The sequence below is a fragment of the Synechococcus sp. C9 genome (genome assembly GCF_022984075.1).
Classification (GTDB): domain Bacteria; phylum Cyanobacteriota; class Cyanobacteriia; order Gloeomargaritales; family Gloeomargaritaceae; genus Gloeomargarita.
Window position 1 is genome coordinate 1,968,899 of sequence record NZ_JALAAD010000001.1, and the last position, 25,523, is coordinate 1,994,421.

The following is a 25,523-nucleotide window of genomic DNA, read 5'->3' on the forward strand; positions in this document are numbered from 1 at the left end:
CCTCTATCAATTCAAAGTTAGCGGTCGTAGCGCCCTTGGTTCTGGGTAATAAGGGCATTCCCACGATGGGAGTTCTGGTTGGCTCAAATAAATAGAGATGCCCTTGAGATAATTTAAGAATCAAATTGCCATAGCACTTCTACTCGATTAACGAACAAAAATCGCCCAGAATCAAAGAACCAAAAAAAGAACCAAATAAGGGGGCAGTGTCCCTGCAAGCTAGGTTCTAAATTTAGTTAGGATGGCTGTATCTGAAAATAGCGATCCCAAGGGCGCAATGTCCCTTGTTTGATTTTTTAATTTTGCCCAATATTGCTGTGTTCAAGCTCCATTTCATCCTCCGGTAATTCCAAGCCAATTTGCCCCAAGGCTCCCTTGCGAAAATCGTTGAGTACCATTTGGGCACTGCGGTTGAGGTCACCCCCACATTTTTTTTCTGCCAAGGCCGCCAAATACCCTGCCGGTGTGTGGTCTTGGGGGCGGAGTTGATAACGTTTTTCCAGTCCATTTTGGGGGTGCCTAGCCTGGGCGGGCAAGTGCCACCACCGTTCCAAAAATGCCAAAGCTATTAAATAATGGTCATATACGGCTTCGCTAATATCATCACAGATTGCCAGGTGAATTGCCGCTTGCTGGTCTTCCAAACGGGGTGGGAGAATGCCGGGCGTATCCAGCAGTTCTAAATCACCCCCCAGGCGTACCCATTGACATTGCCGGGTCACCCCCGCTTTAGGGGCACTAGCGGCAACCCTGCGTCCCAACAACCGATTGATCAAAGCCGACTTCCCCACATTGGGACAGCCCACCACCGCTACCCGCACCGCCCGGGGAAGCATCCCCCGCCCCTGACGACGTTGATTCAGCCGTTGACCCACCCGTGCCAAGGCCTGGCGTAGCTGGCTTAACCCCTGTCCCTGGCGGGCTTCGGTCAAAATTACCGGACGGTCAGGGCGGGTTAAATACGCCATCCACGCCTGAGCCAGGGGGATGGGAATCTGATCCCGCCGGTTCAGGACAATGACCCCCGTGGGAGCCAGGGTCGCCAGCAAAGGATGGGTACTACTGCGGGGAATCCGGGCATCCCGCACCTCGATCACCACATCCACCCGTTGGAGATGCGCCGCCAGGGTTTTGACCGCCCGAGCCATGTGACCCGGGTACCATTGCAAAGGAGGTGACTGCATCAGGCGACAAAGGCTTACAATAGACAATACAACTAGGTCTAATAAGCCCAAATAAGTCCAAATACCTCCACCATTATCCCCAATTCATCTCCTGAGTATCCTGCCCCGCATGAGCAACGACCGTATCCGCATCTATGACCTCTCCCGTGACCTGAACTTGGACAACAAATCCGTGCTGGAGTTGTGCGACCGTTTGAACGTCAGTTACAAAACCTGTAGTAGCACCATCACCGAAGAAGAAGCTGAGCGTATCCGGCAGGCGGTGCAAAATCGCCCTACCCCGCCCCGTCCCATCCCCAGAGGCGAAACCCGCCCCAGCCCACCCAAGGAACCCCCCACCCCCCGGAACAAGGAATTACAAATTCGGAGCTACACCTATCGCCAGAGCGAGGAAGGGCAACCCAGCCACAAACCAGAAGCTCCCGTCCGCCGGGAACCCCCTCGCCCCAGCCAACCCGCCGCCCGCCCTCCCCGCCCGGAACAAGGAATTACAAATTCGGAGCTACACCTATCGCCAGAGCGAGGCACCGGTGTCCCGACCCGCCACCCCTCCCCGCCGCCCTGCCCCCGCCACCCCCGGAACCAGCGGTCGCCCCTGCCCTCAAAGCCCCGCGGATGCGTCCCGACCCTACCCCCGAACCCAGCACGGTGGAAGTGGTACTGTTTCCGCCCAAGCCCAAACCGGACAGTAAAACCCCCCCCAAACGCAAGACCCGGGAGCAGGAACTGGCGGACGAAGAAAAGCTGAACAAACTCAGCGCCAGCCTCAAGGGGAAACGGCGGCACCGGGGACGGGAATTAGACGAGGATGAGGACCTAGACCTGGTGGATTTGGAACCAGACATGGACACCCGTGGCACCACCGACGGGGGAAATAGCACCGCCAGTGTGTACTTAGTGCGCCCGCCCAAACCGAAAAGTGCCACCACCCCCACCACCGTCAAACCCAACCGCCCCCAAACCAGCCGTCCCCGCCGGGGCGAACCCGTGAGCCGCACCCCAGAGGCCACCCCCCCCTCCCCCAGCAAACCGGAACTATTGGAAGTGACCGGGAGTTTGACCGTGCAACAGTTGGCGGAACAGTTGGCCGTCCCCGAAACCGAGATCATCAAAACCCTCTTTCTCAAGGGCAAAATGGTCACCGTCACCCAAGCCCTCGACCTCCCCACCATCGAACTGGTCTGCCAGGAATTGGGGGTGGAAGTGGTCACCACCACCACCGACAACAGCAGGGCGGCCCGGAAAGAGAGCGAGATGCTCGAAGCGGCCGACTTGGATAACCTGCACCGTCGTCCCCCGGTGGTGACGGTCATGGGGCACGTGGATCACGGCAAAACCACCCTCTTGGATGCCATCCGCAAAACCCGGGTCGCCCAGGGGGAAGCGGGGGGGATTACCCAACACATCGGGGCGTACCATGTGGATGTGCCCCACGAGGGGACGACCAAACGCATTGTCTTTTTGGATACCCCCGGCCACGAAGCCTTTACCGCCATGCGGGCGCGGGGTGCCAAGGTCACGGATGTGGCCATTTTGGTGGTCGCCGCCGACGATGGGGTGCGTCCCCAAACCATTGAGGCCATTCGCCACGCCCAGGCCGCCCAGGTGCCGATCATTGTCGCCATCAACAAAATTGACAAGGACGGGGCGCAACCGGAGCGGGTGAAAACCGAACTCATGAACTATTCCCTCGTGGCTGAGGAATACGGCGGCGACACGATCATGGTGCCGGTGAGTGCCCTCAAGGGGCAAAATCTGGACACCCTGCTGGAAATGATCCTGTTGGTTTCAGAAGTCACCGACCTGTATGCCAACCCGGATCGCCCCGCCAAGGGCACGGTGATCGAAGCCCACCTCGACCGCTCCCGGGGGCCCGTGGCCACCCTACTGGTGCAAAACGGTACCCTGCGGGTGGGCGACCCCCTGGTGGCCGGTGCCGTCTTTGGCAAGGTACGGGCGATGATCGACGACCAGGGACAACGGTTGGAAGCCGCCCCTCCCTCCTCCGCGGTGGAAGTGTGGGGGTTAACCGAAGTGCCCATCGCCGGGGATGAATTTGAAGTTTATCCCGAGGAAAAACAAGCCCGGGCGATTGCCCAGGAACGGGCACAGCAGGAACGGAACCGCCAACTCACCCACCGGCAAATCAGTTTGGGAACCTTCTCCCAACAGGCCCAGGCCGGGCAATTAAAAGAATTAAACCTGATCCTAAAAGCGGACGTGCAGGGTTCGGTGGAGGCGATTGTCAATTCCCTGAAACAACTGCCCCAGCAGGAAGTCCAACTGGGGATTCTCCTGGCCGCCCCCGGAGAAGTCACGGAAACCGATGTGGATTTAGCCGCCGCCAGTGGTGCCGTGATCATTGGTTTCAATACCACCCTCGCCCCCAGTGCCCGCAAGGCCGCGGACATCGCCGGGGTAGATATTCGGGAGTACAACATCATCTACAAACTCCTGGAGGACATCCAGGGGGCAATGGAAGGCTTACTGGAGCCGGAATTGGTGGAAGAACCCCTGGGGCAGGCGGAAGTCCGAGCGGTGTTTCCCCTCTCCAAGGGGGTGGTGGCCGGGTGTTATGTGCAATCCGGCAAACTACAACGCAACTGCCATCTGCGGGTACACCGGGGCAACCAGGTGGTCTGGCAGGGCACCCTGGATTCCCTGCGTCGGCTCAAGGACGATGTGCGGGAAGTGGCCGCCGGTTATGAATGCGGGGTCGCCTGTAGCGATTTCCAAACCTGGCAGGAAAACGACCAGATCGAAGCCTTCCTGCGGGTCACCCAACGGCGCAAACTCTCCTAACTGGACAAACCGGGGTGGGTGATGGACAATAGCAGAAAAATTGCAGTATGAATCCATGCGTTTATCATCACCGAAACCCCCCAGTCAGGCGCGCCATCCCCAGCATTTAGCCGAGGTGGTGGAAACCAGCACCAGCGAATTTTGTGCCCAGTGTTTAGAGCCACCGGTGTTGGATTTTCCCGTCATGCCCCCCTTTGGGTGTTGGGTGCGTTCGGAGGACAGCGAAACCAAAAATCAAATTTTCGGCATCGTTTATCATGTCAGTTCCAGCCCCATTGATAGCGTCCATCGCACCCGGGCGTTGGGCTTATCCTTAACGGAATTGCAGGAACAACAACCCCAGATTTTTGCTATGTTGAAAACCGAATTTCGGGCGGTGATTGTTGGTTTTCAACCCCCGAAAACCCGCACTTATTATCAATATCTGCCCCCCCGCCCCCCCCAAATTCACCAGGCGGTGTATCAATGCGAACCAAAGGAAATTATTGCCTTTACGGAGCAGTTGGAATTTTTGCGTACCTTGACCCAACTCACCTCGGCACCGGTGGATGGATTAATAGGAGCGGTACTACGTCATCTGTATGAAATTCGCCACGCCGACTCCCAGTGGTTGATTCAAGCGGGCCGGAAATTGAGCTTGATTTTGAAGGATGATTATGACCGTTTGCGGGCGATTTTAGACCAGTGTCAATACGAAGAACATTTTTATTAATTAATTCTAGGGCACGTCTGGGACATTGTTATTTAGGGCATCTCTATAGCGATTCTACTTGATTAACAAACAAGAATTCCCCAGAACCAAGGACGGAGGCGGTGCCCCTGCGACCTATTTTTAGAAGTGCCCTTTATCCATTCGAGGTGCCCATAAATTGCTTGATTGGTAAGTAGAAATATAGTTATTTCGCAAATAGATGCGACACTTTTTAGGCACTGGTAATCGCTCTATCCCCTTCTAGGAAAGGGGTTGTAGGTAAAAGTGAATGTCGCAAACTTGTTTGAAATTACTATAATAGCAAGGAGGGTACCCCAAATTAATGAGCGAGTTCGTTGACGAAAATACTCACCAGTAGTAGTATCCCAGCGACAAATTCCACCAATTCAATCCCAGGCATGGCTAAAATTACCCCAGTTAAGGGGGGTGAACAATCCTCCGTTAGCATACCCGATCATTTGCATGGACAATAGGGTAGCAGTATTTTGCATTGGGTCAAATTCTGAGCGGCGGGAAGCCTTCCTGAAAATTGGTTTATTACTAGGGATTGTTCCTCCTGAAAATGCTTGCACCTTGACCGCTTTGGGAACCTCAATTCTGATAAAAATTTGGTCGGTTAAGTTACTGTTTGATGGGGCATATAGCAATCCTATTCTGGACAATTTTTTAGAGGCTTTATAAAATGAAAGCGTCGGGTTGGTATCAAGTCATGGCCCGCAAAGAAATTATTCTATTATTTTGGGATTGTCCGTACTGCGGTCATAAGCATATTCCAGGGCCTACCCGTCGCTGTCCTGGGTGCTTTTGGTGGCGGGATCGCACAGTTAACTTTTACGAAGCTCCCGATTCGGTGGTGTTGTCGCCCGCAGAGGTGGCTCGTTATGCTGGCCCCGACTGGATTTGTAAGACGTGTGGGGCGGCCAATCCCGAAACCGGCGAACCCCGGGAACAATTGGTATGTGGTAAATGCCATGCGCGGCAAATTGATTTCGGTGGGGGCACGGCACCGCTGGAAACCCTCCCGACCGGCGTAGAGGTGGAACGCCACCAGCCACAAAGTTCGTCACACGGTAACCTGCGGCAACGCAACCCAGGCTTGCCCACCAGCCCAATGACGAGGGGGGTTGTGGCATATTCCCAAACCAGCAATTCATCAAGGTCATGGGGCACTCCTATCAAGTTGGTCTTAGTGGGTCTGTGCGGCTGTTGCAGTTTTGGGGTGGTTACAGCGTTCAGCTGGCTCATTACCCGTCCTACCGTTGTGACCGCCGAGGTACTGCGTCGCCATTGGCGGGTAGAGGTACCCATTGAAGAACAACGCCCCGGTTCTGAAGGGGGTTGGACATTGCCAGCAGGTGCTTACAATGTGCGTAGCGAAAAACGTCAAAAATCCACCCGCCGAGTCCAGGTAGGCACTAGGACGGAGGAGGTCAGAGTCTCTTACGAAGAACGAGTCGGCACCCGTGAACAATGCACCACCGTATCTCGGGGTGACGGCACCGGGGAACGGGTTTGCTCGGATGAACCTATCTACGAAACCCGTTATCGCACGGAGACCCAGAGGGTTCCCATCTATAGGGAGGAGCCGGTCTATGCCACGTGGTACACCTACACCATCGTGCGCTGGCGACCCCTACGAACTGCTGTTGCTGAGGGTACCGAAGACACGCCCCGCCTTCCGCCTGACGTTAAATTGGCAACTCACCCCTACCCCCAGCGGACGTTATCCCCCAAGGAAACCTGTTTTGTAGATGCAAAAGTCCAAGAAGTCCGCTATACCTGGAAGATTGCCTGTGCGGAATACAATTTGGTGGTCACTGAGCAAACCCAAACCTTTTGGAAAAAGCCCAATTCCGATGAGGTGACGTTGCAACCACCCCAATGAGGGTTTTTGGTCACTGGTTTGACCCTGGCTTTCTTCTGTCATGGGTAATGGCGGAGTTGTTATTTTTGAATGCTTTTGCACCCAGGGTAATATAGCAATCCTAAATGAGAATAGAACGAGGCGAGTATTGGTCTATTTTTTTAGGGCACTTCTATGAATGCAAAGTTAGCGGTCGCAGGGGGGCATCCCCGCCCTTGGTTCTGGAGAATTTCTGTATGCCTACGGCACGCAAGCGAACCCTAATCAAATAAGACTGCTATATGACCTTATCGTGAGTCAATTTACTTAGAACGGGTAGCGCAACCCCATCGGCGGGGAATTTTCGGTTACAAATCGCTACCATTGGCACCCATCGGGAAACCCCATCCCCTACACTTGAGAAGCAGTGGGGGCGAGGTTATGGATTTAGACCCAATCACAGCGGCGAGTTTTGCCATCATTGACCGGGAAATTGGTAGCCATCCCTGGGGTTGGACAGCGGCGGAATACGCCATCATCCGACGGGTGATTCATGCGACGGCGGATTTTGAATTTAAGTATCTTCTGCGGTTTAGCCCCCAGGCGATTCCCTTGGGGATACGGGCACTACGCCAGCAGGCTCCCCTGGTCACCGATGTGGGTTTGGTGGCACAAGGGGTGAAAAACCATCTCGCCGCCCGTTTGCCCAATCCCCTGGTCAATGCCCTGGATTTAGCACCCCCAGAACCGGGGGGAGAAACCCGTGCCGCCTTGGGAATGGCGAACGCCCTCGCCCAATATCCGGGTGCCCTAGTGGTGATTGGCAACGCTCCCACTGCTCTTGCCAAACTCTGTGAACTGTACCCCGGATTAGCCACCCCCCCTGCCCTGGTGATTGCCGCCCCCGTGGGATTTGTGAATGTTTTGGAAGCCAAAGCCCACCTCGCCCAGACCCCCGTGCCTCAGATTGTCGTGCAAGGGCGCAAAGGAGGTTCCCCCGCCGCCGCCGCCATTACCAACGCCCTGATTGACTTGGCAACTTCAGAGCCGCCCCACCAAACTGCGAGCCGTGCGGATTAATTCCCCCTTGTCCACCGGTTTGGTGAGATAAGCCGCCGCCCCCTGTTTCATCCCCCAAAATTTGTCAATGTCCCCCTGTTTGCTGGAGCAGATAATGATGGGAATATCCGCTGTTTCCGGTTGTTTTTTCACCTGGCGGCAAAATTCAAACCCACTTTCCCCCGGCAAAACCACATCCAGGACAATTAAATCCGGCTTTTGCTTATCCAAATACTGCCGTGCCTCCTCCGCACTGACCACCCGGTTGACCAAAAAACCTTCCCCCTGCAAATAACCCGCCAGCAGGGCGGCTTCTGGTTGCATATCTTCCACAAGTAATACGGTTGCCATAGGAGTTTACGCCAGGTTCAGCAAATGCGTGGATCACTTTTCTTCTATCCTACATCTTGAATGGGCAACCGGAGCAAGCTACCCACTACCCCGGTCACCGCTTTCACCGGCACGTTCATTTTGTCTTTAGGACTTCAGTACATCCTGGGGTGTCCGAGTCGCCTGGAGAGACTGTTCCAGGTTTTTAATCTGCCGGGATTGCGTCTGAGCGGTCAACCATTGCCCGAGCAGTTGGTCCAGGGAAAACCACCCCGCCCCGTTCACCGCCAAAAACAGGAAACAAGCCGCATACACACTGGACAATTCCAGATAGGGAATGCTGAACCCCGCCACCTTGAGGTGATGGTAAATCGCCACCGCCATCGTTGCTACCAGGCTCAAAGCCGCCAACCGGGTACCCAACCCCAAAATCAACAATACGGAACCCACGATCTCCGTACCAGCCGCCACATAGCTGAAAAAGATGGGGAACGGCAACCCAATCACCTGCACATAGGCTTCCGCAAACCCCGGAATATCCGCCAATTTGTCAAAGCCGTTGTGGATCATCATCACCCCAGCAACAATTCGCAACACCGACCAAGCCACCTGTTGCCCCACCCAAGGGGTACCATCCGACCGCAATAGCCAAGCCATCCGAGCCATCAAACCAGTCATAACCAGACTCCTACAGATCAGAAAAATGAGAATCAATGCTAAGCATTGTTAATTAATGTAACACATATTTTACGGAGTTGGGGGGTGTGCTGGGGAAAGGTAATTGACAAAAACTATTTTTTTGCTATCATGCCGTCAAAGATTGGTAAACTCACATAAGCTCTATTTGGCGAGCGGATTTGTATGTCAGGTATCTCGGATTGCATCGTTCGCCCGGCGGAACTGGAGCAATTATTGAAATTAAGTCAAAAAATTAGAACCGGGGTGCAACGGTTAAAAACCGCCAGTGACCAACTGAATATGCGAGACTATCGGCGAACGATTACGGATTTGGAACAAGACATCGGGCAATTTTGGGGTATTTGGCAGGAATTTATCGGCATAAGCCAGACTTTTGCTGAACAAATGCAGGAATTTCTACACAGTGCCGATTATGCAGAACGGATGACGAATGCCTTAACATCGGTTAAAATTCCCTGCACGGGTGATTTTCCCAATTACGATATTCCCCCGTTCAAACTGTCCATCAAACCGAATCAATCCCTAGCGAAACTGAGCTTGGGGAAAAAAAGTTCCCAGACCCATGCTTTGGCTCCGACAATTTTGGCGGATTGGGTGGTTGAGAAATACAAAGCCTTACTGAACCGTCCTTTTGCCCAAGACCGGTTTTGCAAAGAACTCCTCAGCGTTTACCCCTATCTAACCCAGGGGAATTGGGGGACGCTGGTGCCACTCCAGGAGGTTTACAAACTCCTGACCTTGAAAACAGAAACCCGGCAAGAATATCCCGAATCCCATTTTATTTTTGATTTAGGTCGGCTCCTCGACCAGTATGAAATTACCTACGCAGGATATTACTTTGATTTCAGTTCCCACAAAGAAACAAAAAAGAACTATACCGTCATCAATCCGCAGGGGCGGGAGAAGGCAATTGGCATGATGAGTATTCGGCAAATCCCTCAGGAAACCCAGGATACGACACCGATTCAACAGGGAACTAATTAGAAATTTTTATGTTGATAGAACCCGATGATTTATGGCTTTTGAGTAAGGGACAACCCCCCCAAAGTGATGAGCTATTGCAACAAATGACCCTTAGTCGTCATACTTGGCTAGATTATATCCATGACCGTTATCTCAAAAACTATATTGCCCAGGGGGGGAGTAAAGTTAAATTGCTCGTAGGCGGGCAGGGCACCGGCAAAACCCATCTGTTACGGGTTGTGCTTGCGGATGGGAAAAAATTAGGGTATCAAACGGTTTATTTATCCGCCCGGCAGTGTCCCTTGAATGATTTGGTTGGTCTCTATCAACAGATCGCCCGCCAAGTGGTGAATGAGGATTTAGTGCGGGGTCTATGCTGTCGGGTTGCCCGGGCAATTTCGGAAACCACGGACTATGATGGGGCAGGGGTATTTGCGCCCCAAATTTACGACGAATATCCGAGTCCAACTTTGGCGAATGACCACATCCGCAAAACCGCAGGCAAAATTATTAAAAAAACTGACTTAAGTTCTTCTTTTAAGGCTTTTGCTTACCAAGTGGTTTGTCACCGCATGATCAATCATTCCCCCGCCAATATTGAGTTAGTGTGTCAATGGCTGATGGGACAACCTTTAGAGCGACAGGATCGGGAAGCCTTCTATTTGTTTGAAAAATTAAATAAAACGAACGCTAGGGATTGGTTAAATTCCCTGATTTTATTATCCCAATTCGCTGGTAAAAAAGGCTTAATTATTGCCATTGATGACCTGGAGGTTATCGCCGAAAAAGCGCACGGCAATCGCTACAATTTTACCAAGAGGCAGGCGGATGACATTTGCGAGTTAGTCCGGCAGATTATTGATGATACGGAAATTCTGAGTGGTTGCTTCTTTTTATTGAGCGGTAGAAAAGAAATCATTGCCGACCACCCCCGCAGTTTTCGTTCCTATGATGCGCTATGGATTCGTTTACAAACCGGTTTGGCTGATTACAAACGATTTAATCCTTTTGCGGATTTAGTAGATGTGGACAAACATTTAGCCGCCCAGGGGGACACCTTTGGGAGCCGGATTTTTGCCAAGATCAAAAGTTTACTTAGGGATGTGGAATTGGGTGACATTCAGCCCCCGGAAAACTATCGTTCCCTCACCAGTGAACTGCAACAGATGGTGATTGATGCCGTGTGTGAACGGGGAGGTAACTAACTCATGAATCCCACCTTGGCAACGCAGATTATTGAATCCTTACGGGCGGGGATTCCCACCAGAGCCTCCACCTTGAATTTGAAAAGTATGCGAAATCGGTTGCATGAACAATTCAACCAGGATTTGTCCCAGTTATCGGAAGGCAGAGGTATCCCGCAAGGACGGTTGATTTGGGGGAAATATGGGCAGGGCAAAACCCATGAATTGACCTGTTTAGAACACCTAGCCCTTGACCAGGGATTTGCAGTCAGTCGCATTACCCTAAACCGTCAACTTTCGGGGCAGAGACTCGATCATTTATACAGCAAACTGGCGGCTTTCATTCGCACACCCCAATCCCGTTTGTTAGGCATTCGGCATATTTTAGACCAAAAAAGTTCTGCGGATTTACCCCACACTTTGATCCAAAATTTTGACCGATATACCCATCCCTTACCGGCGATTATTTTAGAAGCCTATTTTCACACCTCATCGGAAGAACAGGAATTATTGTATAACCTCCTACTGGGTGGACAGATGCCCATTTCCGAAATTCGCAAAATTTATAAAAGAACAGTGGGAAGTTCCTTGCCCCCCTTGCCTGGGAATTTTGTGCGGACAAGACATAGCCAAGCCTACTTTGAATTGATGGCTGATATTCTGATTTGGTGTGAGTATCGGGGCTGGGTGATTTTGATTGATGAAATCGAATTAATTGCCCGTCTAGGTACAGTAGGTCGTCTGAAAGCCTACCATCATTTACATTGGTTGCTGAATTGTGGCGGGGAACAAACCCTGCCCATTTACACGGTGGGGGCGGTGGCGACATCTTTACTGGATTTGTGGCAAAATCCCCAGGGGCGCAATCAACTCCCTGACCAAAGCCGGATGTGTGAATTGGCGAAAGAACGGAATAACGGTTATTCAGAAGCAAAAATGCGTACTTTTTTTACCTATGCTCAGGACGAACGGATATGTCCATTTATCGAACCCATGAACCGGCAACAATTAAAAGAATTACTATCAGAAATTACCGCTATTCATGGTATCAGCTACGGGTGGCAACCGGAAATTGATATTGACCGGGTGATCAATGCCATCGGCAATGACCCCGTTCGCACCCACATTCGGGGTTTATTGGAAACCTTAGATATGCAGTATTTAGGGGATAGGGAATTTGTGCCCCGGACAAGCACCCTCACGGAATTAAGTACCGAGGAACAAGAATCCTATTTTCAAGAAGAAGTGGAACCATAATCTTGCTATATAGCAGTCCTAAATGAGAATGGAACAGGGGTCGCAGGGGCACCGCCCCCGTCCAAGAAGCACCTGCGGTGTATGGTTCTGGGAAATCTCTATTCACTAATCAAGTAGGATTGCTATAGTCAGATTGGAGACATTTTGGAAACCCCTTGACACCTAATGAAATTAGTACGCTATCTCCACACGGCACTCACGGTCAATGACCTGGAACGTTCCCAGCATTTTTATGGGCAAATTTTGGGCTTGAAATTAGTGGATCGTGATTTGAAGTTCCCTGGCTGTTGGTATGAAATTCAGGGCATCCAAATTCATCTGATCCACCAGCCCCACCCACCCCTGCCGTTGATTGACCCGAACCGATGGGGACGCAATCCCCACTTGGCTTTGGCGGTAACGGATTTAGCCCAGGCGGCAGAGGCGTTATCATCTGCCGGTTATCCCGTGCAACCGAGCAGTTCCGGGCGGGCGGCTCTGTTTACCCAAGACCCGGATGGTCATGTGATTGAACTCAGCCAGTGGGAACCGGAACCCAGCGGTTGCCATCTATAGAAAATGGTTGAATGTTGGCGGTCAATGCCATTTTGCCCATCCCACCCCAAGGTACTGTAAAATATGGCAAGCTATGGTTAGTCACCTTTTGCTGATGGTTTTCTGTCATACATTATGCTGACCCTTGACCCGCTGGTTCAGGCTTCCCAACCGGATATACCTATGACCTTTCCCCGGCGGCGCACCCGTCCGGTACCGGTGGGGGATGTGACCATTGGCGGGGATCAGCCGGTGGTGGTGCAGTCCATGATCAACGAGGACACCCTGGATGTGGCGGGGTCGGTACGTGCGATTCAACGGTTGCATCAGATGGGCTGTGAAATTGTGCGGGTGACGGTACCTAGTTTAGCCCATGCCCACGCCGTAGCCGAGATTCGTCAGCAGTTACAAAAACAATATAAGGATGTGCCCTTGGTGGCGGATGTGCATCACAACGGCATGAAAATTGCCCTGGAAGTGGCGAAACACGTCCACAAGGTGCGGATCAATCCGGGGCTATATGTGTTTGAAAAACCGAAGGAAAACCGCACGGAATATACCCAGGCGGAGTTTGATGAAATTGCCGAAAAAATCCGGGAGACTTTGGCACCTTTAGTGATTTCCCTGCGGGAACAGGGCAAAGCCATGCGAATTGGGGTGAATCATGGTTCTTTGTCGGAACGGATGCTGTTTACCTATGGGGATACCCCGGAAGGCATGGTGGAATCGGCACTGGAATTTATCCGCATTTGTGAATCCTTGGATTTTCGGAATATCGTCATTTCCCTGAAAGCCTCACGGGTGCCGGTGATGCTGGCGGCGAATCGGTTGATGGTCAAACGCATGGATGAATTGGGGATGGATTATCCGCTGCACCTGGGGGTGACGGAGGCGGGGGATGGGGAATACGGGCGGATCAAGTCCACCACCGGCATTGGGACGCTGTTGGCAGAAGGGATTGGGGATACGATTCGGGTGTCCCTGACGGAAGCCCCAGAAAAAGAAATTCCCGTGTGTTATGGCATTTTGCAGGCGTTGGGTCTGCGCCGGACGATGGTGGAGTATGTGGCTTGTCCTTCCTGTGGGCGCACGTTGTTTAACCTGGAGGAAGTCCTGCACAAGGTACGGGCGGCAACGAGCCATTTGACGGGGCTGAATATTGCCGTGATGGGCTGTATCGTCAACGGGCCGGGGGAAATGGCGGATGCGGACTACGGTTATGTGGGCAAAACGCCGGGGATGATTTCCCTGTATCGGGGTCGGGAGGAAATTAAAAAAGTACCGGAGCAGGATGGGGTAGCGGAGTTGATTAACCTGATCAAGGCGGATGGACGTTGGGTTGAACCACACACAAAAGGGGATGAATGATGATGCAGAAAAAATGGCCGCTGGAACTGGCACGGGGGGTAGCGATTGGGGCGACGGTGACGGCGGCGGCGGGACTGCTGGCGACCGGGGCGGGCAAGCAGAGTTGGGCGGGGTTGAAGGAAAGTCCGAAGCAGTTGGTGGATGAGGTCTGGCAAATCATCTACCGGGACTACGTGGATGCCTCGTTTAATAAGAATGATTGGCGGCAGGTGCGGCAACAGGTTCTCAGCCGGGAGTACAGCAGTAAGGAGGAAGCCTACAAGGCAATCCGGGAGATGCTGGAGAAGTTGGGCGACCCCTACACCCGGTTTATGGACCCCCAACAGTTTGCCAATTTGCGGGTGGACACCTCTGGGGAGTTGACGGGGGTGGGGATTCAACTGGCGCAGGAGGAGAAAACCGACCGTTTGGTGGTGATTGCCCCGATTGAAAATACCCCGGCGGCACGGGCGGGGATTTTGGCGCAGGATTACATTGTTTCCATTGATGGGCGGAGTACTAAGGGCATGGACATCAACGAGGCGGTGTCCCTGATCCGGGGTCGCCCTGGCACGACAGTGCGTTTGGTGATTGAGCGGGGCAAACAAACCCTGGAATTTACCCTCAAGCGGGAGCGGATCGAAATCCATGCGGTGCGCCATGAGCTGCGGGAAACGCCGACCGGCAAAGTGGGTTACATTCGCATGACCCAATTCAATGGCAACGCCTCCCAGGATGTGCGGGAAGCCATCCGCAAGCTGGAAAGCCAGGGGGTGAGTGGATATATCCTCGACCTGCGTTCCAATCCGGGGGGGCTGTTGCAAGCCAGTATTGACATTGCCCGGATGTGGATGGACAAGGGGACGATTGTTTCCACGGTCACCCGGGTGGGGGAAGCGGAGCGGTATGAAGCCTCTCGGCGACCTTTGACCGAACGCCCGCTGGTAATCCTGGTGGATGGGGGTTCTGCCAGTGCCAGCGAAATTTTGGCAGGCGCATTGCAGGACAATGGGCGGGCGACCCTGGTGGGCACCAAAACCTTTGGCAAAGGGCTGGTGCAATCCGTGCGGGAGTTGCAGGATGGTTCCGGGGTGGCGGTCACGATTGCCAAGTATCTCACCCCCAGCGGCAAGGATATTAACAAAGAGGGGATTGTCCCGGATGTGGAAATCAGTCTTACGGATGAGCAACGGGAAAAAATCATCCGAGACCGGGCGATTGGCACTCCCGCTGACCCGCAGTATGCCCGGGCGGTGGATGTGCTGACGGATTTGGTGCGCCGCAATACCAATACCCTGCGCCAAGGTTCTGCTCGGTAACGTCCCCCATGTCCCACGGGATCATTTTAGGCTGGTTGCTGGGGTTTGCCCTGGTGCATAGCGGCTTGGCGGCACTGCGTCCCCGGGGGGAAAAGCTTCTGGGGGCACGGGGTTATCGGGTTCTTTTTGCCAGTGCCAGTCTGTTGGTGGTGGTGCCACTGCTGGGTTATTTCTTGAAACACCGCTATGATGGGGTGCAGTTGTGGCAGGTGCAGGATGTGCCAGGGGTACGGGAATGTGTCCTGGTATTAACGGTCATTTCGTTTTTATTTCTCTTTCCCGCCACGTTTAATTTGGGGGAGATTAGTGCCATTCAAAAACCACAAATTCACCTTTATTCCGAGGGGATCATTCGTATCTGTCGGCACCCGCAGATGGTGGGGCAAATTATTTGGTGTATCGCCCATACCCTGTGGATTGGCAGTTCATTTATGGTGGTCACATCCCTGGGGTTGATCGCCCATCATCTATTTGGGGTGTGGCATGGGGACAGGCGGTGGGCGGCGCGTTATCCTGAGGCATTCCCAGCGTTAAAGGCGAGTACTTCCGTTATTCCCTTCCTAGCCATTATCCAGGGCAAACAAAAGTTGATACTTCGGGAATTTCTGCGTCCGGCTTATGCGGGGGTGGCGGTGTTTGTGATTGCCGTTTATTGGTTGCACCCGCAGATGTGGCTTTGGGCGGAAAAGATACCTTGGTGAAGGAATTTTAGGTTTTTTCAATACGGATTCATCAGCGATGTCCGTTCATGGGCGGGGGGTTGAGTAAGGCATCCAAAATCCGGCGGGTATCCTGGCGCAATTCTTCGATAGTTGCAAAGAAGATATATAGCAATCCTAAATAAGAATGGAACAGAGGTCGCAGAGGCACCGCCCCCGTTCTTGGTTCTGGAAAATTTCTGTATGCCTACGGCACGCAAGCTAACGCCAATCGAATAGGACTGCTATGTAATCACTGTCCTTGGATAACATGAATATTATAGCAAGATGATTTTCTGCTGGTGCCAGTAAAGAAAATAGAGTTTTCCTAAATCCTAGGAGCTTTTGGTAACACCTAAAATCAGTACTGGAATATCAATGTCGGCAACACCTCGATGTTCCAAATCCCATACAAACTGTTCAAAGTAAGAAACACCTGTGGACATTTGCTCAGCAAACTCTTTAATCGGAACAATTTCTATACCAACATTAATGGCTTTCAGATTGCTAAAAATAGTCATCTTTGCACACACATTATAAACCATAAAAGCGTACTTGCCAAACTAGACTTCTACCCCCACCTTATTCTTAATAAAATCCATTTCTCTGAATGGGCTTTTAGAAGAATGAATCCTACTTTGATATTCAGGAGTATAGTATTTTTGAGAATAGTTACAGGGAATTCGGTGTTTTTGCCAGTGCCTTGCCACGAATGCACTTTTAAATGACTTATTGAGTTTAGATGGTTGATAGAGTAACCGTCCTGGCATCGTTTTCTCTTTACTAATTTTTGTCTTGCATATTTCACTATCAATTGAACAAATAATTTCCTGGACTTCTCGAAGTTCTTGAGCATAATCTTCTTCGATGACTTCTTGACCATTGTTAAAAGAATAGATACCAGAAGTGTTGAAAGGTAGGTAAAGGCAGAAAAAGAGGGGTCAAAATATGGTATTCTAATCCATATAAACCAAAACATGAAACAACTATGAAATTCAATTCTTTTCCAGGGATTGTCAAATTTTTGCTCAAAGACCTGCCGACTAATGATTATCCAGTTCTAAATTCTCGCTTATTTTGTTCAATCTGGTTTACTGGCATTTTAGACAAAGGAATCAACAGTTTACGGGACTTATTTTACCAATTAAATCATGCGGGCATTAAGGTTGACTTATCCACATTTTCTAAGGCGAACAAGACAAGAGACCCACAAATTTTTATGCATCTTTATCATAAATTATTGCATTATATTGAGTCAGCTTATCCTGAAAAGAGGTTGGTTTTATGTCCTTTTGATGCTACCGTAATACCGCTGATGAGTAAGTTATTTTGGCTCCAAGGCTATCGCCAAGTAAAGTTAATAACCACTTTGAATCAAGATACGAAATCCACGGGTCATTTAATCGTTAGTCCTGGAGGGGCACATGAGATTAATTTTGGTGAAGATATTGTGAAAATGTTGCCGGAAAATGGAGTCGCAGTCGGGGATAGAGGGTTTTGTAGTCACAAAGTATTTGACCAATTTATCGAAAATGATGCCCTTTTTATTATCCGTATTAAGTCGAATTGGAAATGGGATGAAAACTATCATATCACCACAGAACGAGGTAAGGTGAGAGTCGTTTGTTTTGGCAATGTTCAACAGAAAGTAGACTATTATTTAGCTACCAATATTCCTGAGGATGTAATGAGTAATGAAGAGATAGGGGAAGCCTACAGACAACGCTGGGCGATAGAGGTACTATGGAAATTTCTAAAGATGAACTTAAAGCTGGATAAAATGATGAGTAAAAATTTGAATGGAATTACCATCCAAATTTATGTAATTTTAATAGTTTATTTGATATTGCAACTGTTAAAAGTTCCACGGATGTATGGAAGTAAATTAGTAGATAAGTTCCGATATATACAAATTTTAATACGGCAGGAGTGGAATTTTGTCCATTGGCTCAATCGGGTCGTCCCACGCCTCAATATGTAAAGTTTTGTTGCAGGATTCAACACTTGTGAATAGATACCTGCAATCATCATTTATCTTTTACTCACTATCTTTAGGCTTTATATGAGAATTAGCTTGCCATTCATCTGGAATTTGAGCCACCTTTTCCCTGCCAGTAGGTTGATGTACAGGTTTACCTAAAGGACGAATTTTTAGCGACCCATCCCAGTAACGGTGAATTCTATCTCTAGCAATTTCAATATAACTTTCTTCTTTTTCACTTCCTATCGCTCTCCGAGAATGCATGATAGCGGCGATCAAAGCACTGCCAACTCCTGCATAGGGGTCAAACACCCAATCTCCTTCGTCGGTCATAGCTAAAATGCACCGTTCTACCAATTCTATCGGATACTGACAGGGATGAATAGTTTTTTCAGGATGATTTGATTTAACATTGGGAATATCCCACAGTAGCTCATCCCATTCTTTCGCTATTAACTCCCAAATATCCGATGGATTTTTCCCAAGGGGATTACCCGAGGGTTCACCAATTTTTTTCCCTTTGAAATGACGTTTACCCGGATATTTAGATGGGACTCTGACAGCATCAAGATTAAATTTGTAATCGTTGGTTTTGCTAAACCATAAAATTGTCTCATAGCGACCAGAAAATCGTTTAGAAGCGTGTAATCCGTGCCCAAAGTACCAAATAATTCGATTTCTCAAGTAAAATCCTAATTCCTTAAAAATGGGATAATAGAGAATATCTAAGGGGTAAACTTCACCATTTTGAACGAAATTTCCAACTTGCCAGCAAATACTGCCGTCGTCTTTTAAGATTCGTTGTAGCTCTTTAATAATATTTGCTTGAGATTCCAGATAAGCATCTATTGAGGTTTTATTTTCATAAATTTTACCTATATTATAGGGGGGAGAAGTAATAATTAAGGCAATACTTTTAGCCGGTATTTCTCGAATTAAATGACTCGCATCCCCCGGATAAAGAATGACCTGAGCATCAGGTTGATAGTGATTAACAATCTTGGGAGTAACATCCGCAAATAAAGGTAGGTTAAACATCGGTTAATAAAGGTATTCAAAGCTATTGATGCCTGGGTTTGACTGCTTCATGATTCCGGTTGAACTATCGATTCCATACTACGTCCCTGCGCTAACCGGAGTGCCGCTTGTAACCGGGGTTGGTCGTACTGACGTTGGTGCAAAATTAACCAGGATTGCATTAAATCGGGACCGTGCATCGCTCCCATTAACGCCGCCCGTAAGGTTTTCATCACGGCTCCTTTTTTTACCCCGCACTGTTGCACTGTCGTTTGCACAATTTGCTTGGCAGTGTCCACATCCCCTGGACTGGTTTGATCCATGAGGGCGGTTAGGATTGCTTGGCTCTCAGGTGGTTGCAATTGGGCAATGGCTTCCGGGTCATAATCCGGCAATTCACTCATATAAAATCGGGCTAATTCTACCCCATCTTTGAGGGTGACTAAACTGGGGGCAATTAACTCCGTAAGTTGCTGTAACCAGGGCTGATCCGCTTCGGGATCAAATAGATAACCCGCCTGTTGCCAAAACGGGATCAATTCACTGCACAATTGCTCTGGGGATAATTGGCGGATATAGTGGCTATTTATCCAGTTGAGTTTATCCCAATCAAATTTGCTACCCGCTTTGTTCACCCGCTCTAGGGAAAATAAGGGTATGGCTTCCGCTAGGGTAAATAGTTCTTCGCCCGCCGGGGGAGACCATCCTAAAAGGGTCATATAATTAGTTAAAGCTGGAGCTAGATAACCCATATTCCGAAAGTCGGAAATGGAAGTGACCCCATCCCGTTTGGAGAGTTTTCGCCCTTCCGAATTGAGAATTAAAGGGGTGTGGGCAAAGTAGGGAATCAGGGCATTTAGGGCTTCATAAATTAAAATTTGTTTCGCCGTATTGGCTAAATGGTCTTCCCCGCGAATCACATGGGAAATTTGCATATCCACATCATCCACCACCACCGCAAAATTGTACAAGGGTTGCCCATCGGCACGGGCAATCACCATATCTCCGCCTAAATCACTCCCCTGCCAACGCATTTCTCCCCGGATGAGATCGTGCCAGCGGATTTCCCGTTGGTCATCAATGCGAAACCGAATCACGGGTTGCCGCCCCTGGGCTAAAAATTCGGCTTCTTGTGCGGGGGTCAAATCCCGGTGCTGATTGTTGTAGCGGGGGGCTTGTTTTTGGGCTTCCTGTGCCTGCCGCATCGCCTGCAATTCCGCTTCAGTTTCGTAACTGCGATAGGCTAATTTTTGCGCCAATAGTTGCTGGATAACTTCTTGATAACGATGGCGGCGTTGGGTTTGCCAAATCGGACCAATATCCCAATTCAAGCCCAACCATTGCAGACCGGTGATGATATTTTCGGTAAATTCCGGGCGGGAACGCTCCTGATCCGTGTCCTCAATCCGCAAAATAAATTCCCCGCCGTGATGTCGGGCAAATAGCCAGTTGAATAGGGCGGTGCGGGCGGTACCGATATGTAAATTCCCCGTCGGGCTGGGGGCGATGCGGACACGAACGGTCACGGTGGTTCTCTATCCTTGGCAAAAGGAACAATCCCCATCTTAGCCCAGTAGGTTGGTGCACCCATGACCCCCGCTTCAGTTACAAAAATTTATTTTCGGCTTGACCTGGTTTTATTGCTATCAAGTTGCATTAATTCTAATATGGATAAGGAACTTTGTTAGGACCTATTAGCAATTATGGGGATTTCACGGCGTTCGCTTTTGTGGGGGGGTGGCTCCCTGGTGACAGTGATGACGGTGGGGCGTTTAACCGACTCTGAACGGGTTTTGGCGCAAACCAATGTGGTCAATGTGTACTCATCTCGGCATTACGATAGTGATAAGGAGTTGTTCCGGCGGTTTACCCAAGCGACGGGGATTCGGGTGAATGTGGTGGAGGCACCGGATGACCAACTGATTGAGCGGATTCGCAGTGAGGGGAATAATTCCCCGGCGGATATTCTATTTACGGTGGATGCGGGGCGGTTGTGGCGGGCGCAGGAGGCGGGGATTTTTCAGCCGGTCAATTCGCCGATTTTGACCCGTTCCATTCCCAGTGCGGTGCGGGAACCGGGGAATCATTGGTTTGGCTTTACCCGCCGGGCACGGGTGATCATGTACCACAAGGACCGGGTGAAACCGAATGAGATTTCCACCTATGAGGAGTTGGCGGACCCCAAGTGGCGGGGGCAGGTGCTGATCCGCTCGTCCCGGAATGTGTATAACCAGTCGTTGGTGGGGGCGTTGATTCGCCATATCGGTCAGGCACGCACGGAGAAGTGGGCGCAGGGGGTGGCGCAAAATTTGGCACGTCCACCGCAAGGGGGGGATACGGATCAAATCCGGGCATTGGCGGCGGGTGCGGGTAATTTGGCGGTGAGCAATACCTATTACCTGGCACGGTTGCTGAAATCCCCCAAACCGGAGGACCGGGAGCTGGCGCAGAAAATTGGGATTATTTTCCCGAACCAAAACTCCTGGGGCACTCATGTGAATATCAGTGGGGCGGGGATGGTGAAAACGGCTCCCAACCAGCGCAATGCCCAGCGGTTTTTGGAGTTTCTGGCGACCCGGGATGCCCAGGAGGCGTTGGCAAAGGGCAACAATGAATACCCGGTGGTGGAGGGGGTGCCCATTGACCCGGTGGTGGCGAGTTTTGGGACGTTCAAGGCGGACCCGATCAATGCCAGTGTGTTTGGGCGCAACAATGCCCTGGCGTTGAAAATTACCGACCGGGCGGGCTGGGCTTAAATCAATCAGTCCCTTGGTGAACCGAGAGCGGCTGACCCATTGGTGGCACAATAGGTTTAATTTCTGTGTGCCTGAGGTGGGTTAGCCATGCAATCTTTTGAGCCAGTTGCGACCTTGGAACAGCGTTTGCCCCAAGACTTAAAGCCCTTGGCGACTTTGGCGTTCAATTATTGGTGGACGTGGTCGGGTCAGCAGTTGCGACTTTTTAGCACGATTGACCATCAACTCTGGGAGGAGTGTCACCACAATCCGGTGCTGTTTTTGCAAAAGGTGTGCCGGGAGCGGTTGGATGAGGTGGCGACGGACCCGGACTATGTGCAGATGGTGCAAACCCTGATGGTGCGGTTCCGGCAGTATATGCAACCCCGGGATTGTGTCTTAGCTCCCCGGATCAGCCCGGAGCGTCCGGTAGCCTATTTTTGTGCGGAATTTGGCTTGCACGAGTCCCTGCCGATCTATTCCGGGGGGTTGGGGATTTTGGCGGGGGACCACCTCAAGTCGGCTTCGGATTTGGCTTTGCCGATGGTGGGGGTGGGGTTGCTCTACCGGCAGGGCTATTTTCGCCAACGGTTGAACCGGCAGGGTTGGCAGGAGGATTATTACATTGACAATCAGTTTACCGAATTGCCCCTGGAATTGATGCGCTCCCCGACGGGGCAACCCCTGACCGTGACGGTGGAGATTCGGGGGCGCCGGGTGGTGGCGCAAATCTGGCGGGTGCGGGTGGGACGCACTGACCTCTATCTGATGGATTCGGATGTGCCGGAGAATGACCCGATTGACCGCTGGTTGACCGGGCATTTGTACGGGGGGAACCAGGAGACCCGGATTGCCCAGGAAATTTTGCTGGGGATTGGCGGGGTGCGATTGCTACAAACCCTAGGGCTGGAGCCGGGGGTGTACCACCTGAATGAGGGTCATGCCGCCTTTGCCCTGTTGGAGGTAGCCAGGATGGAAATGGCACGCACGGGGCAGTCCTTTTATGCGGTGGAAGCGCAGGTGCGGCAAAAATGTGTGTTTACCACCCATACGCCGGTGCCAGCGGGGCATGATGCGTTTTCGCCGGATTTGATGGATTCGTTTTTTGCCAGCTATTGGCCCGAGTTGCAGTTGTCCCGGGAGCAGTTTTTGGCGCTGGGTGCCCGCCGGTTGGGGGACCCCTGGGAGCCGTTTAATATGACGGTGCTGGCGTTGCGCTTGACCCGGGCGGCGAATGGGGTGAGCCAATTGCATGGGGAGGTGTCCCGGCAGATGTGGTCCATCCTGTATCCAGAGCGACCGGTGGCGCAGGTGCCGATTGGGGCAATTACCAACGGGGTACACGCCCAGACTTGGACAGCGCCCCTGATCAGCGAATTGTTCCGTACCTATGTGCATCCCGAGTGGGAAACCCACCTGCCGGACCCGGAACTGTGGGAGCGGGTGAGCGAGATTCCCGACCGGGAACTGTGGCAGCGGCACCAAACCCTGAAACAACGGCTGATTAGTTATACCCGCACCCGGGTGTTGCACAGTCGGGAACAGCGGGGGGAAACTCCGGCGCAGTTGGAGGCGATTGCCCATTGGCTTGACCCGCAGGTGTTGACCATTGGCTTTGCCCGTCGGTTTAGCCCCTACAAGCGGGGGCATTTGATCATCCGTGACCCGGCGCGGGCGAAACGGTTGCTCACGAACCCACAACGCCCGGTGCAATTGATTTTTGCCGGGAAAGCCCACCCCGCCGATGAGGAGGGCAAACGGATTATCCAACGGCTGATGGAATGGTGCCATGACCCGGAGGTGCAACAGCGGGTGGCGTTTATCGAGGACTACGATATGCACACGGCGCGCTGTTTGGTGCAGGGGGTGGATTTGTGGCTGAATAATCCCCGCCGTCCCCTGGAGGCTTCGGGCACCAGCGGTCAAAAGGTCTGTTTCAACGGGGGGATCAATTTCAGCGTGTTAGACGGTTGGTGGTGCGAGGGCTACCAAGCGGGGGTGAATGGCTGGGCGATTGGGGAGGATTTGCACACCAGTAACCAGGAATTGCAGGACCAACTGGACAGCGAGTCCCTGTACCGTTTGCTGGAAACGGAAATTGTCCCCATGTACTACGACCGGGATGGGGAGGGTTTGCCCCGGCAATGGTTGCAACGGATGAAGGCTTCCATTCGCACCAATGCGCCCCGGTTCAATACCGCCCGGATGCTCCAGGACTATATTGACCAAATCTATGCCCCCAGCCCGGAATTGGCTCTGAGCAGGGGGTAAGGGATGGCCCGGGTGATTTGGGAGGTGGATTTTTATTCCCGCCCGGTGCTGGATGACCAGGGCAAAAAACTCTGGGAACTGCTCCTGTGCGACCCCCAGGGGACGGAGTGTTTTGCCCAACCCTGCCCCCCGGATCAGGTGAATAGCCAATGGTTGCGGTCTGCCCTGGCTCCCTGGGTGCGGGACAATGCCATTACCCACCTGCGCTCGTTTCGTGCCCCCATGCTCCCCATGCTCACCCGGGCCTGCGAGGGACTACAGGTGACGGTCCTGCCCAGTCGGCGGGTGGTGGCTTTGGCCCATTGGCTCAACCAGCGTTGGCGGACGGTTTACAGTCAAATGCCGGGCTTTCAACCCCTGGCCGCTCCCCCGCCCGTCGGGGTACCCATGACCCCCCAACCCCTGCCGGAAGCCCTACGGGGGCAGAAATGGGCGTGGGGAAATCTGTTGTGGGGGGATATTTGCCAGGAGGGAAGCGAGTGGGCAAACTTTGGGGAGTTATTACCTTGGCAATACATTTCCCTGCCTGATAACACGGTGATTCCTGGGTTAATTATCTATTCGCCTCGTGCCCAAGCCCTGGCCGCCTGGATGAGTGGCTGGGAATTGGCGCAGGTGCAGGTGGAGGGACAGCGGGTGATTTTGGAAACGGGAATTGAGGAGCGGTGGTTGTTTGCCGCCCAAAATTTCGGGGCAGGGGATTTTCAAACCGCCCAAACCCACGCCCAGGGGGTGCATTTCCTCGCCATTCAAACCGACCCAGACGCAGACACGCTGGCGGGTTTTTGGTTGATGCAGTCCCTGGCTTTGGAGTAATTAACGCTGGCCAGTGATGATAAATGCCACCCGTTGCCCGATATTCGTGGCATGGTCGGCCATCCGTTCCAAATGGCGGATTGCTAAAGCCAGCAGGAGATAGGGTTCCAAGCGGGAGGGGTACTGCTCCGGGGTTGCCACCGCCTGCAAAGGGGTTTCCGCCAACCGCCGATACACCTTGGCGTACAGTTCATCCACCACCTCGTCCATTTCCTTGATGTACTGCCCGACCGTGGCATCCAAATCCGCCAGCGCCACCAGACTGGTCGCCAACATCCGCTGGGAGTGGGTGGACATGGCTTGGATGTCCGGTAAACATTCATGCACCGGGTAGGGGAACAGGCGAATGGCAATTTCCCCCAGGTCTTCGGCGTAGTCGCCAATCCGCTCCAAATCCCGCACCAATTGCATAAATGCCCCCAACATCCGGGTATCCTGGGCTTCCAGAGGGGGCAAGGTCATCATCCGCAGACAGTCCACCTCGATCTGGCGGTAAAAGCGGTCAATCTGCTGGTCCATCAGGGGAATTTCCTCGGCGGCTCCCAAATTCCGATGAAATAGGGCTTGATGGCAAAGTCGAAAGGAATGCTCCACCAATGCCCCCATACGGAGTACATTTTGCTCCAATTGGCGTACCTGCCGCCGAAATGAAGCACTGTTAGCCGGGGAGGGGGTCGCTGTCAAGCAGGGTGTTCCTAAACGGGCAAATTGATAACATCTCTATCTGTAGCGTAATTCCTGGGGGTAAAGTTTTCGTTAAGGTTTGGTGGGC

At 52.0% G+C, this 25,523-nt stretch carries 21 protein-coding genes and 2 pseudogenes; 15 read left to right on the forward strand and 8 right to left on the reverse strand.

Features of this window, described 5'->3' with window-relative positions; genetic code table 11:
- Nucleotides 1-296: 296 nt before the first annotated feature.
- Nucleotides 297-1,184, reverse strand: coding sequence for a ribosome biogenesis GTPase YlqF (gene ylqF, locus MLD66_RS09640; protein WP_247217340.1), 888 nt, complete (start codon nucleotides 1,182-1,184; stop codon nucleotides 297-299).
- 109 nt (nucleotides 1,185-1,293) lie between these two features.
- Between ylqF and infB the strand changes: the two are divergent.
- The 4 genes and pseudogenes from infB (at nucleotide 1,294) to MLD66_RS09660 (ending at nucleotide 7,621) form a co-directional block, all read left to right on the forward strand.
- Nucleotides 1,294-3,986, forward strand: a pseudogene (gene infB, locus MLD66_RS09645) (translation initiation factor IF-2).
- Between the two features lie 55 nt (nucleotides 3,987-4,041).
- Nucleotides 4,042-4,698, forward strand: a complete 657-nt coding sequence (locus tag MLD66_RS09650; protein WP_247217342.1) for an HAS-barrel domain-containing protein — start codon at nucleotides 4,042-4,044, stop codon at nucleotides 4,696-4,698.
- Nucleotides 4,699-5,380: 682 nt separating this feature from the next.
- Nucleotides 5,381-6,583, forward strand: coding sequence for a hypothetical protein (locus MLD66_RS09655; RefSeq protein ID WP_247217344.1), 1,203 nt, complete (start codon nucleotides 5,381-5,383; stop codon nucleotides 6,581-6,583).
- Between the two features lie 399 nt (nucleotides 6,584-6,982).
- Entirely contained in the window at nucleotides 6,983-7,621 is a 639-nt protein-coding gene (locus MLD66_RS09660; RefSeq protein WP_247217346.1) for a precorrin-8X methylmutase, read from the forward strand.
- Here MLD66_RS09660 and MLD66_RS09665 read toward each other — a convergent pair.
- Entirely contained in the window at nucleotides 7,583-7,951 is a 369-nt protein-coding gene (locus MLD66_RS09665) for a response regulator (RefSeq protein WP_247217348.1), read from the reverse strand. The genes MLD66_RS09660 and MLD66_RS09665 overlap by 39 nt on opposite strands.
- 126 nt (nucleotides 7,952-8,077) lie before the next feature.
- Nucleotides 8,078-8,608, reverse strand: coding sequence for a DoxX family protein (locus tag MLD66_RS09670; protein WP_247217350.1), 531 nt, complete (start codon nucleotides 8,606-8,608; stop codon nucleotides 8,078-8,080).
- Nucleotides 8,609-8,791: 183 nt separating this feature from the next.
- On the opposite strand from MLD66_RS09670, the gene MLD66_RS09675 reads away from it, so the two are divergent.
- The 7 genes from MLD66_RS09675 to MLD66_RS09705 all read left to right on the forward strand — a co-directional run bounded on the left by MLD66_RS09675 (nucleotide 8,792) and on the right by MLD66_RS09705 (nucleotide 15,934).
- A complete protein-coding gene (locus tag MLD66_RS09675; RefSeq protein ID WP_247217352.1) occupies nucleotides 8,792-9,613 on the forward strand; it encodes a hypothetical protein in 822 nt (273 codons plus the stop codon).
- An 8-nt stretch (nucleotides 9,614-9,621) separates the two neighbouring features.
- Complete coding sequence (locus MLD66_RS09680) at nucleotides 9,622-10,797, forward strand: BREX system ATP-binding domain-containing protein (protein ID WP_247217354.1); 1,176 nt, start codon at nucleotides 9,622-9,624, stop codon at nucleotides 10,795-10,797.
- 3 nt (nucleotides 10,798-10,800) lie between these two features.
- Entirely contained in the window at nucleotides 10,801-12,033 is a 1,233-nt protein-coding gene (locus MLD66_RS09685) for a BREX system ATP-binding domain-containing protein (RefSeq protein ID WP_247217355.1), read from the forward strand.
- Nucleotides 12,034-12,198: 165 nt separating this feature from the next.
- Nucleotides 12,199-12,588: a VOC family protein gene (locus MLD66_RS09690; protein WP_247217357.1), complete on the forward strand. Its 390-nt coding sequence runs from the start codon at nucleotides 12,199-12,201 to the stop codon at nucleotides 12,586-12,588.
- Between the two features lie 114 nt (nucleotides 12,589-12,702).
- Complete coding sequence (gene ispG / locus MLD66_RS09695; RefSeq protein ID WP_247217359.1) at nucleotides 12,703-13,935, forward strand: (E)-4-hydroxy-3-methylbut-2-enyl-diphosphate synthase; 1,233 nt, start codon at nucleotides 12,703-12,705, stop codon at nucleotides 13,933-13,935.
- The gene (ctpC, locus tag MLD66_RS09700) at nucleotides 13,935-15,233 is read left to right on the forward strand and encodes a carboxyl-terminal processing protease CtpC (RefSeq protein ID WP_247217361.1); all 1,299 of its coding nucleotides are present in this window, start codon (nucleotides 13,935-13,937) and stop codon (nucleotides 15,231-15,233) included. The genes ispG and ctpC overlap by 1 nt, the downstream gene beginning before the upstream one ends.
- Before the next feature lie 8 nt (nucleotides 15,234-15,241).
- On the forward strand, nucleotides 15,242-15,934 hold the full coding sequence (locus tag MLD66_RS09705) for an NnrU family protein (protein ID WP_247217363.1): 693 nt from the start codon (nucleotides 15,242-15,244) through the stop codon (nucleotides 15,932-15,934).
- A gap of 31 nt (nucleotides 15,935-15,965) precedes the next feature.
- Here the strand turns inward: MLD66_RS09705 and MLD66_RS09710 are convergent, their stop codons facing one another.
- Nucleotides 15,966-16,103 carry a hypothetical protein gene (locus MLD66_RS09710; protein ID WP_247217365.1) on the reverse strand — a complete coding sequence of 46 codons (138 nt, stop codon included), beginning with the start codon at nucleotides 16,101-16,103 and terminating at the stop codon, nucleotides 15,966-15,968.
- Nucleotides 16,104-16,266: 163 nt separating this feature from the next.
- Nucleotides 16,267-16,830, reverse strand: a pseudogene (locus MLD66_RS09715) (BglII/BstYI family type II restriction endonuclease).
- Between the two features lie 89 nt (nucleotides 16,831-16,919).
- On the opposite strand from MLD66_RS09715, the gene MLD66_RS09720 reads away from it, so the two are divergent.
- On the forward strand, nucleotides 16,920-17,912 hold the full coding sequence (locus tag MLD66_RS09720; protein WP_247217373.1) for a transposase: 993 nt from the start codon (nucleotides 16,920-16,922) through the stop codon (nucleotides 17,910-17,912).
- A 57-nt stretch (nucleotides 17,913-17,969) separates the two neighbouring features.
- On the opposite strand, the gene MLD66_RS09725 is transcribed toward MLD66_RS09720, so the two are convergent.
- Together MLD66_RS09725 and gltX are read right to left on the reverse strand one after the other, a co-directional pair.
- On the reverse strand, nucleotides 17,970-18,950 hold the full coding sequence (locus tag MLD66_RS09725; RefSeq protein WP_247217375.1) for a site-specific DNA-methyltransferase: 981 nt from the start codon (nucleotides 18,948-18,950) through the stop codon (nucleotides 17,970-17,972).
- A 47-nt stretch (nucleotides 18,951-18,997) separates the two neighbouring features.
- On the reverse strand, nucleotides 18,998-20,455 hold the full coding sequence (gltX, locus tag MLD66_RS09730) for a glutamate--tRNA ligase (RefSeq protein WP_247217376.1): 1,458 nt from the start codon (nucleotides 20,453-20,455) through the stop codon (nucleotides 18,998-19,000).
- Nucleotides 20,456-20,632: 177 nt separating this feature from the next.
- On the opposite strand from gltX, the gene MLD66_RS09735 reads away from it, so the two are divergent.
- From MLD66_RS09735 to MLD66_RS09745, 3 genes are all read left to right on the forward strand, one after another.
- Nucleotides 20,633-21,685, forward strand: coding sequence for a Fe(3+) ABC transporter substrate-binding protein (locus MLD66_RS09735; RefSeq protein WP_247217378.1), 1,053 nt, complete (start codon nucleotides 20,633-20,635; stop codon nucleotides 21,683-21,685).
- 87 nt (nucleotides 21,686-21,772) lie between these two features.
- A complete protein-coding gene (gene glgP / locus MLD66_RS09740; protein WP_247217380.1) occupies nucleotides 21,773-23,935 on the forward strand; it encodes an alpha-glucan family phosphorylase in 2,163 nt (720 codons plus the stop codon).
- A 3-nt stretch (nucleotides 23,936-23,938) separates the two neighbouring features.
- Nucleotides 23,939-24,751, forward strand: coding sequence for a Tab2/Atab2 family RNA-binding protein (locus MLD66_RS09745; protein ID WP_247217382.1), 813 nt, complete (start codon nucleotides 23,939-23,941; stop codon nucleotides 24,749-24,751).
- On the opposite strand, the gene phoU is transcribed toward MLD66_RS09745, so the two are convergent.
- The gene (gene phoU, locus MLD66_RS09750; RefSeq protein ID WP_281438451.1) at nucleotides 24,752-25,435 is read right to left on the reverse strand and encodes a phosphate signaling complex protein PhoU; all 684 of its coding nucleotides are present in this window, start codon (nucleotides 25,433-25,435) and stop codon (nucleotides 24,752-24,754) included. It lies immediately after the preceding gene.
- Between the last annotated feature and the right edge of the window lie 88 nt (nucleotides 25,436-25,523).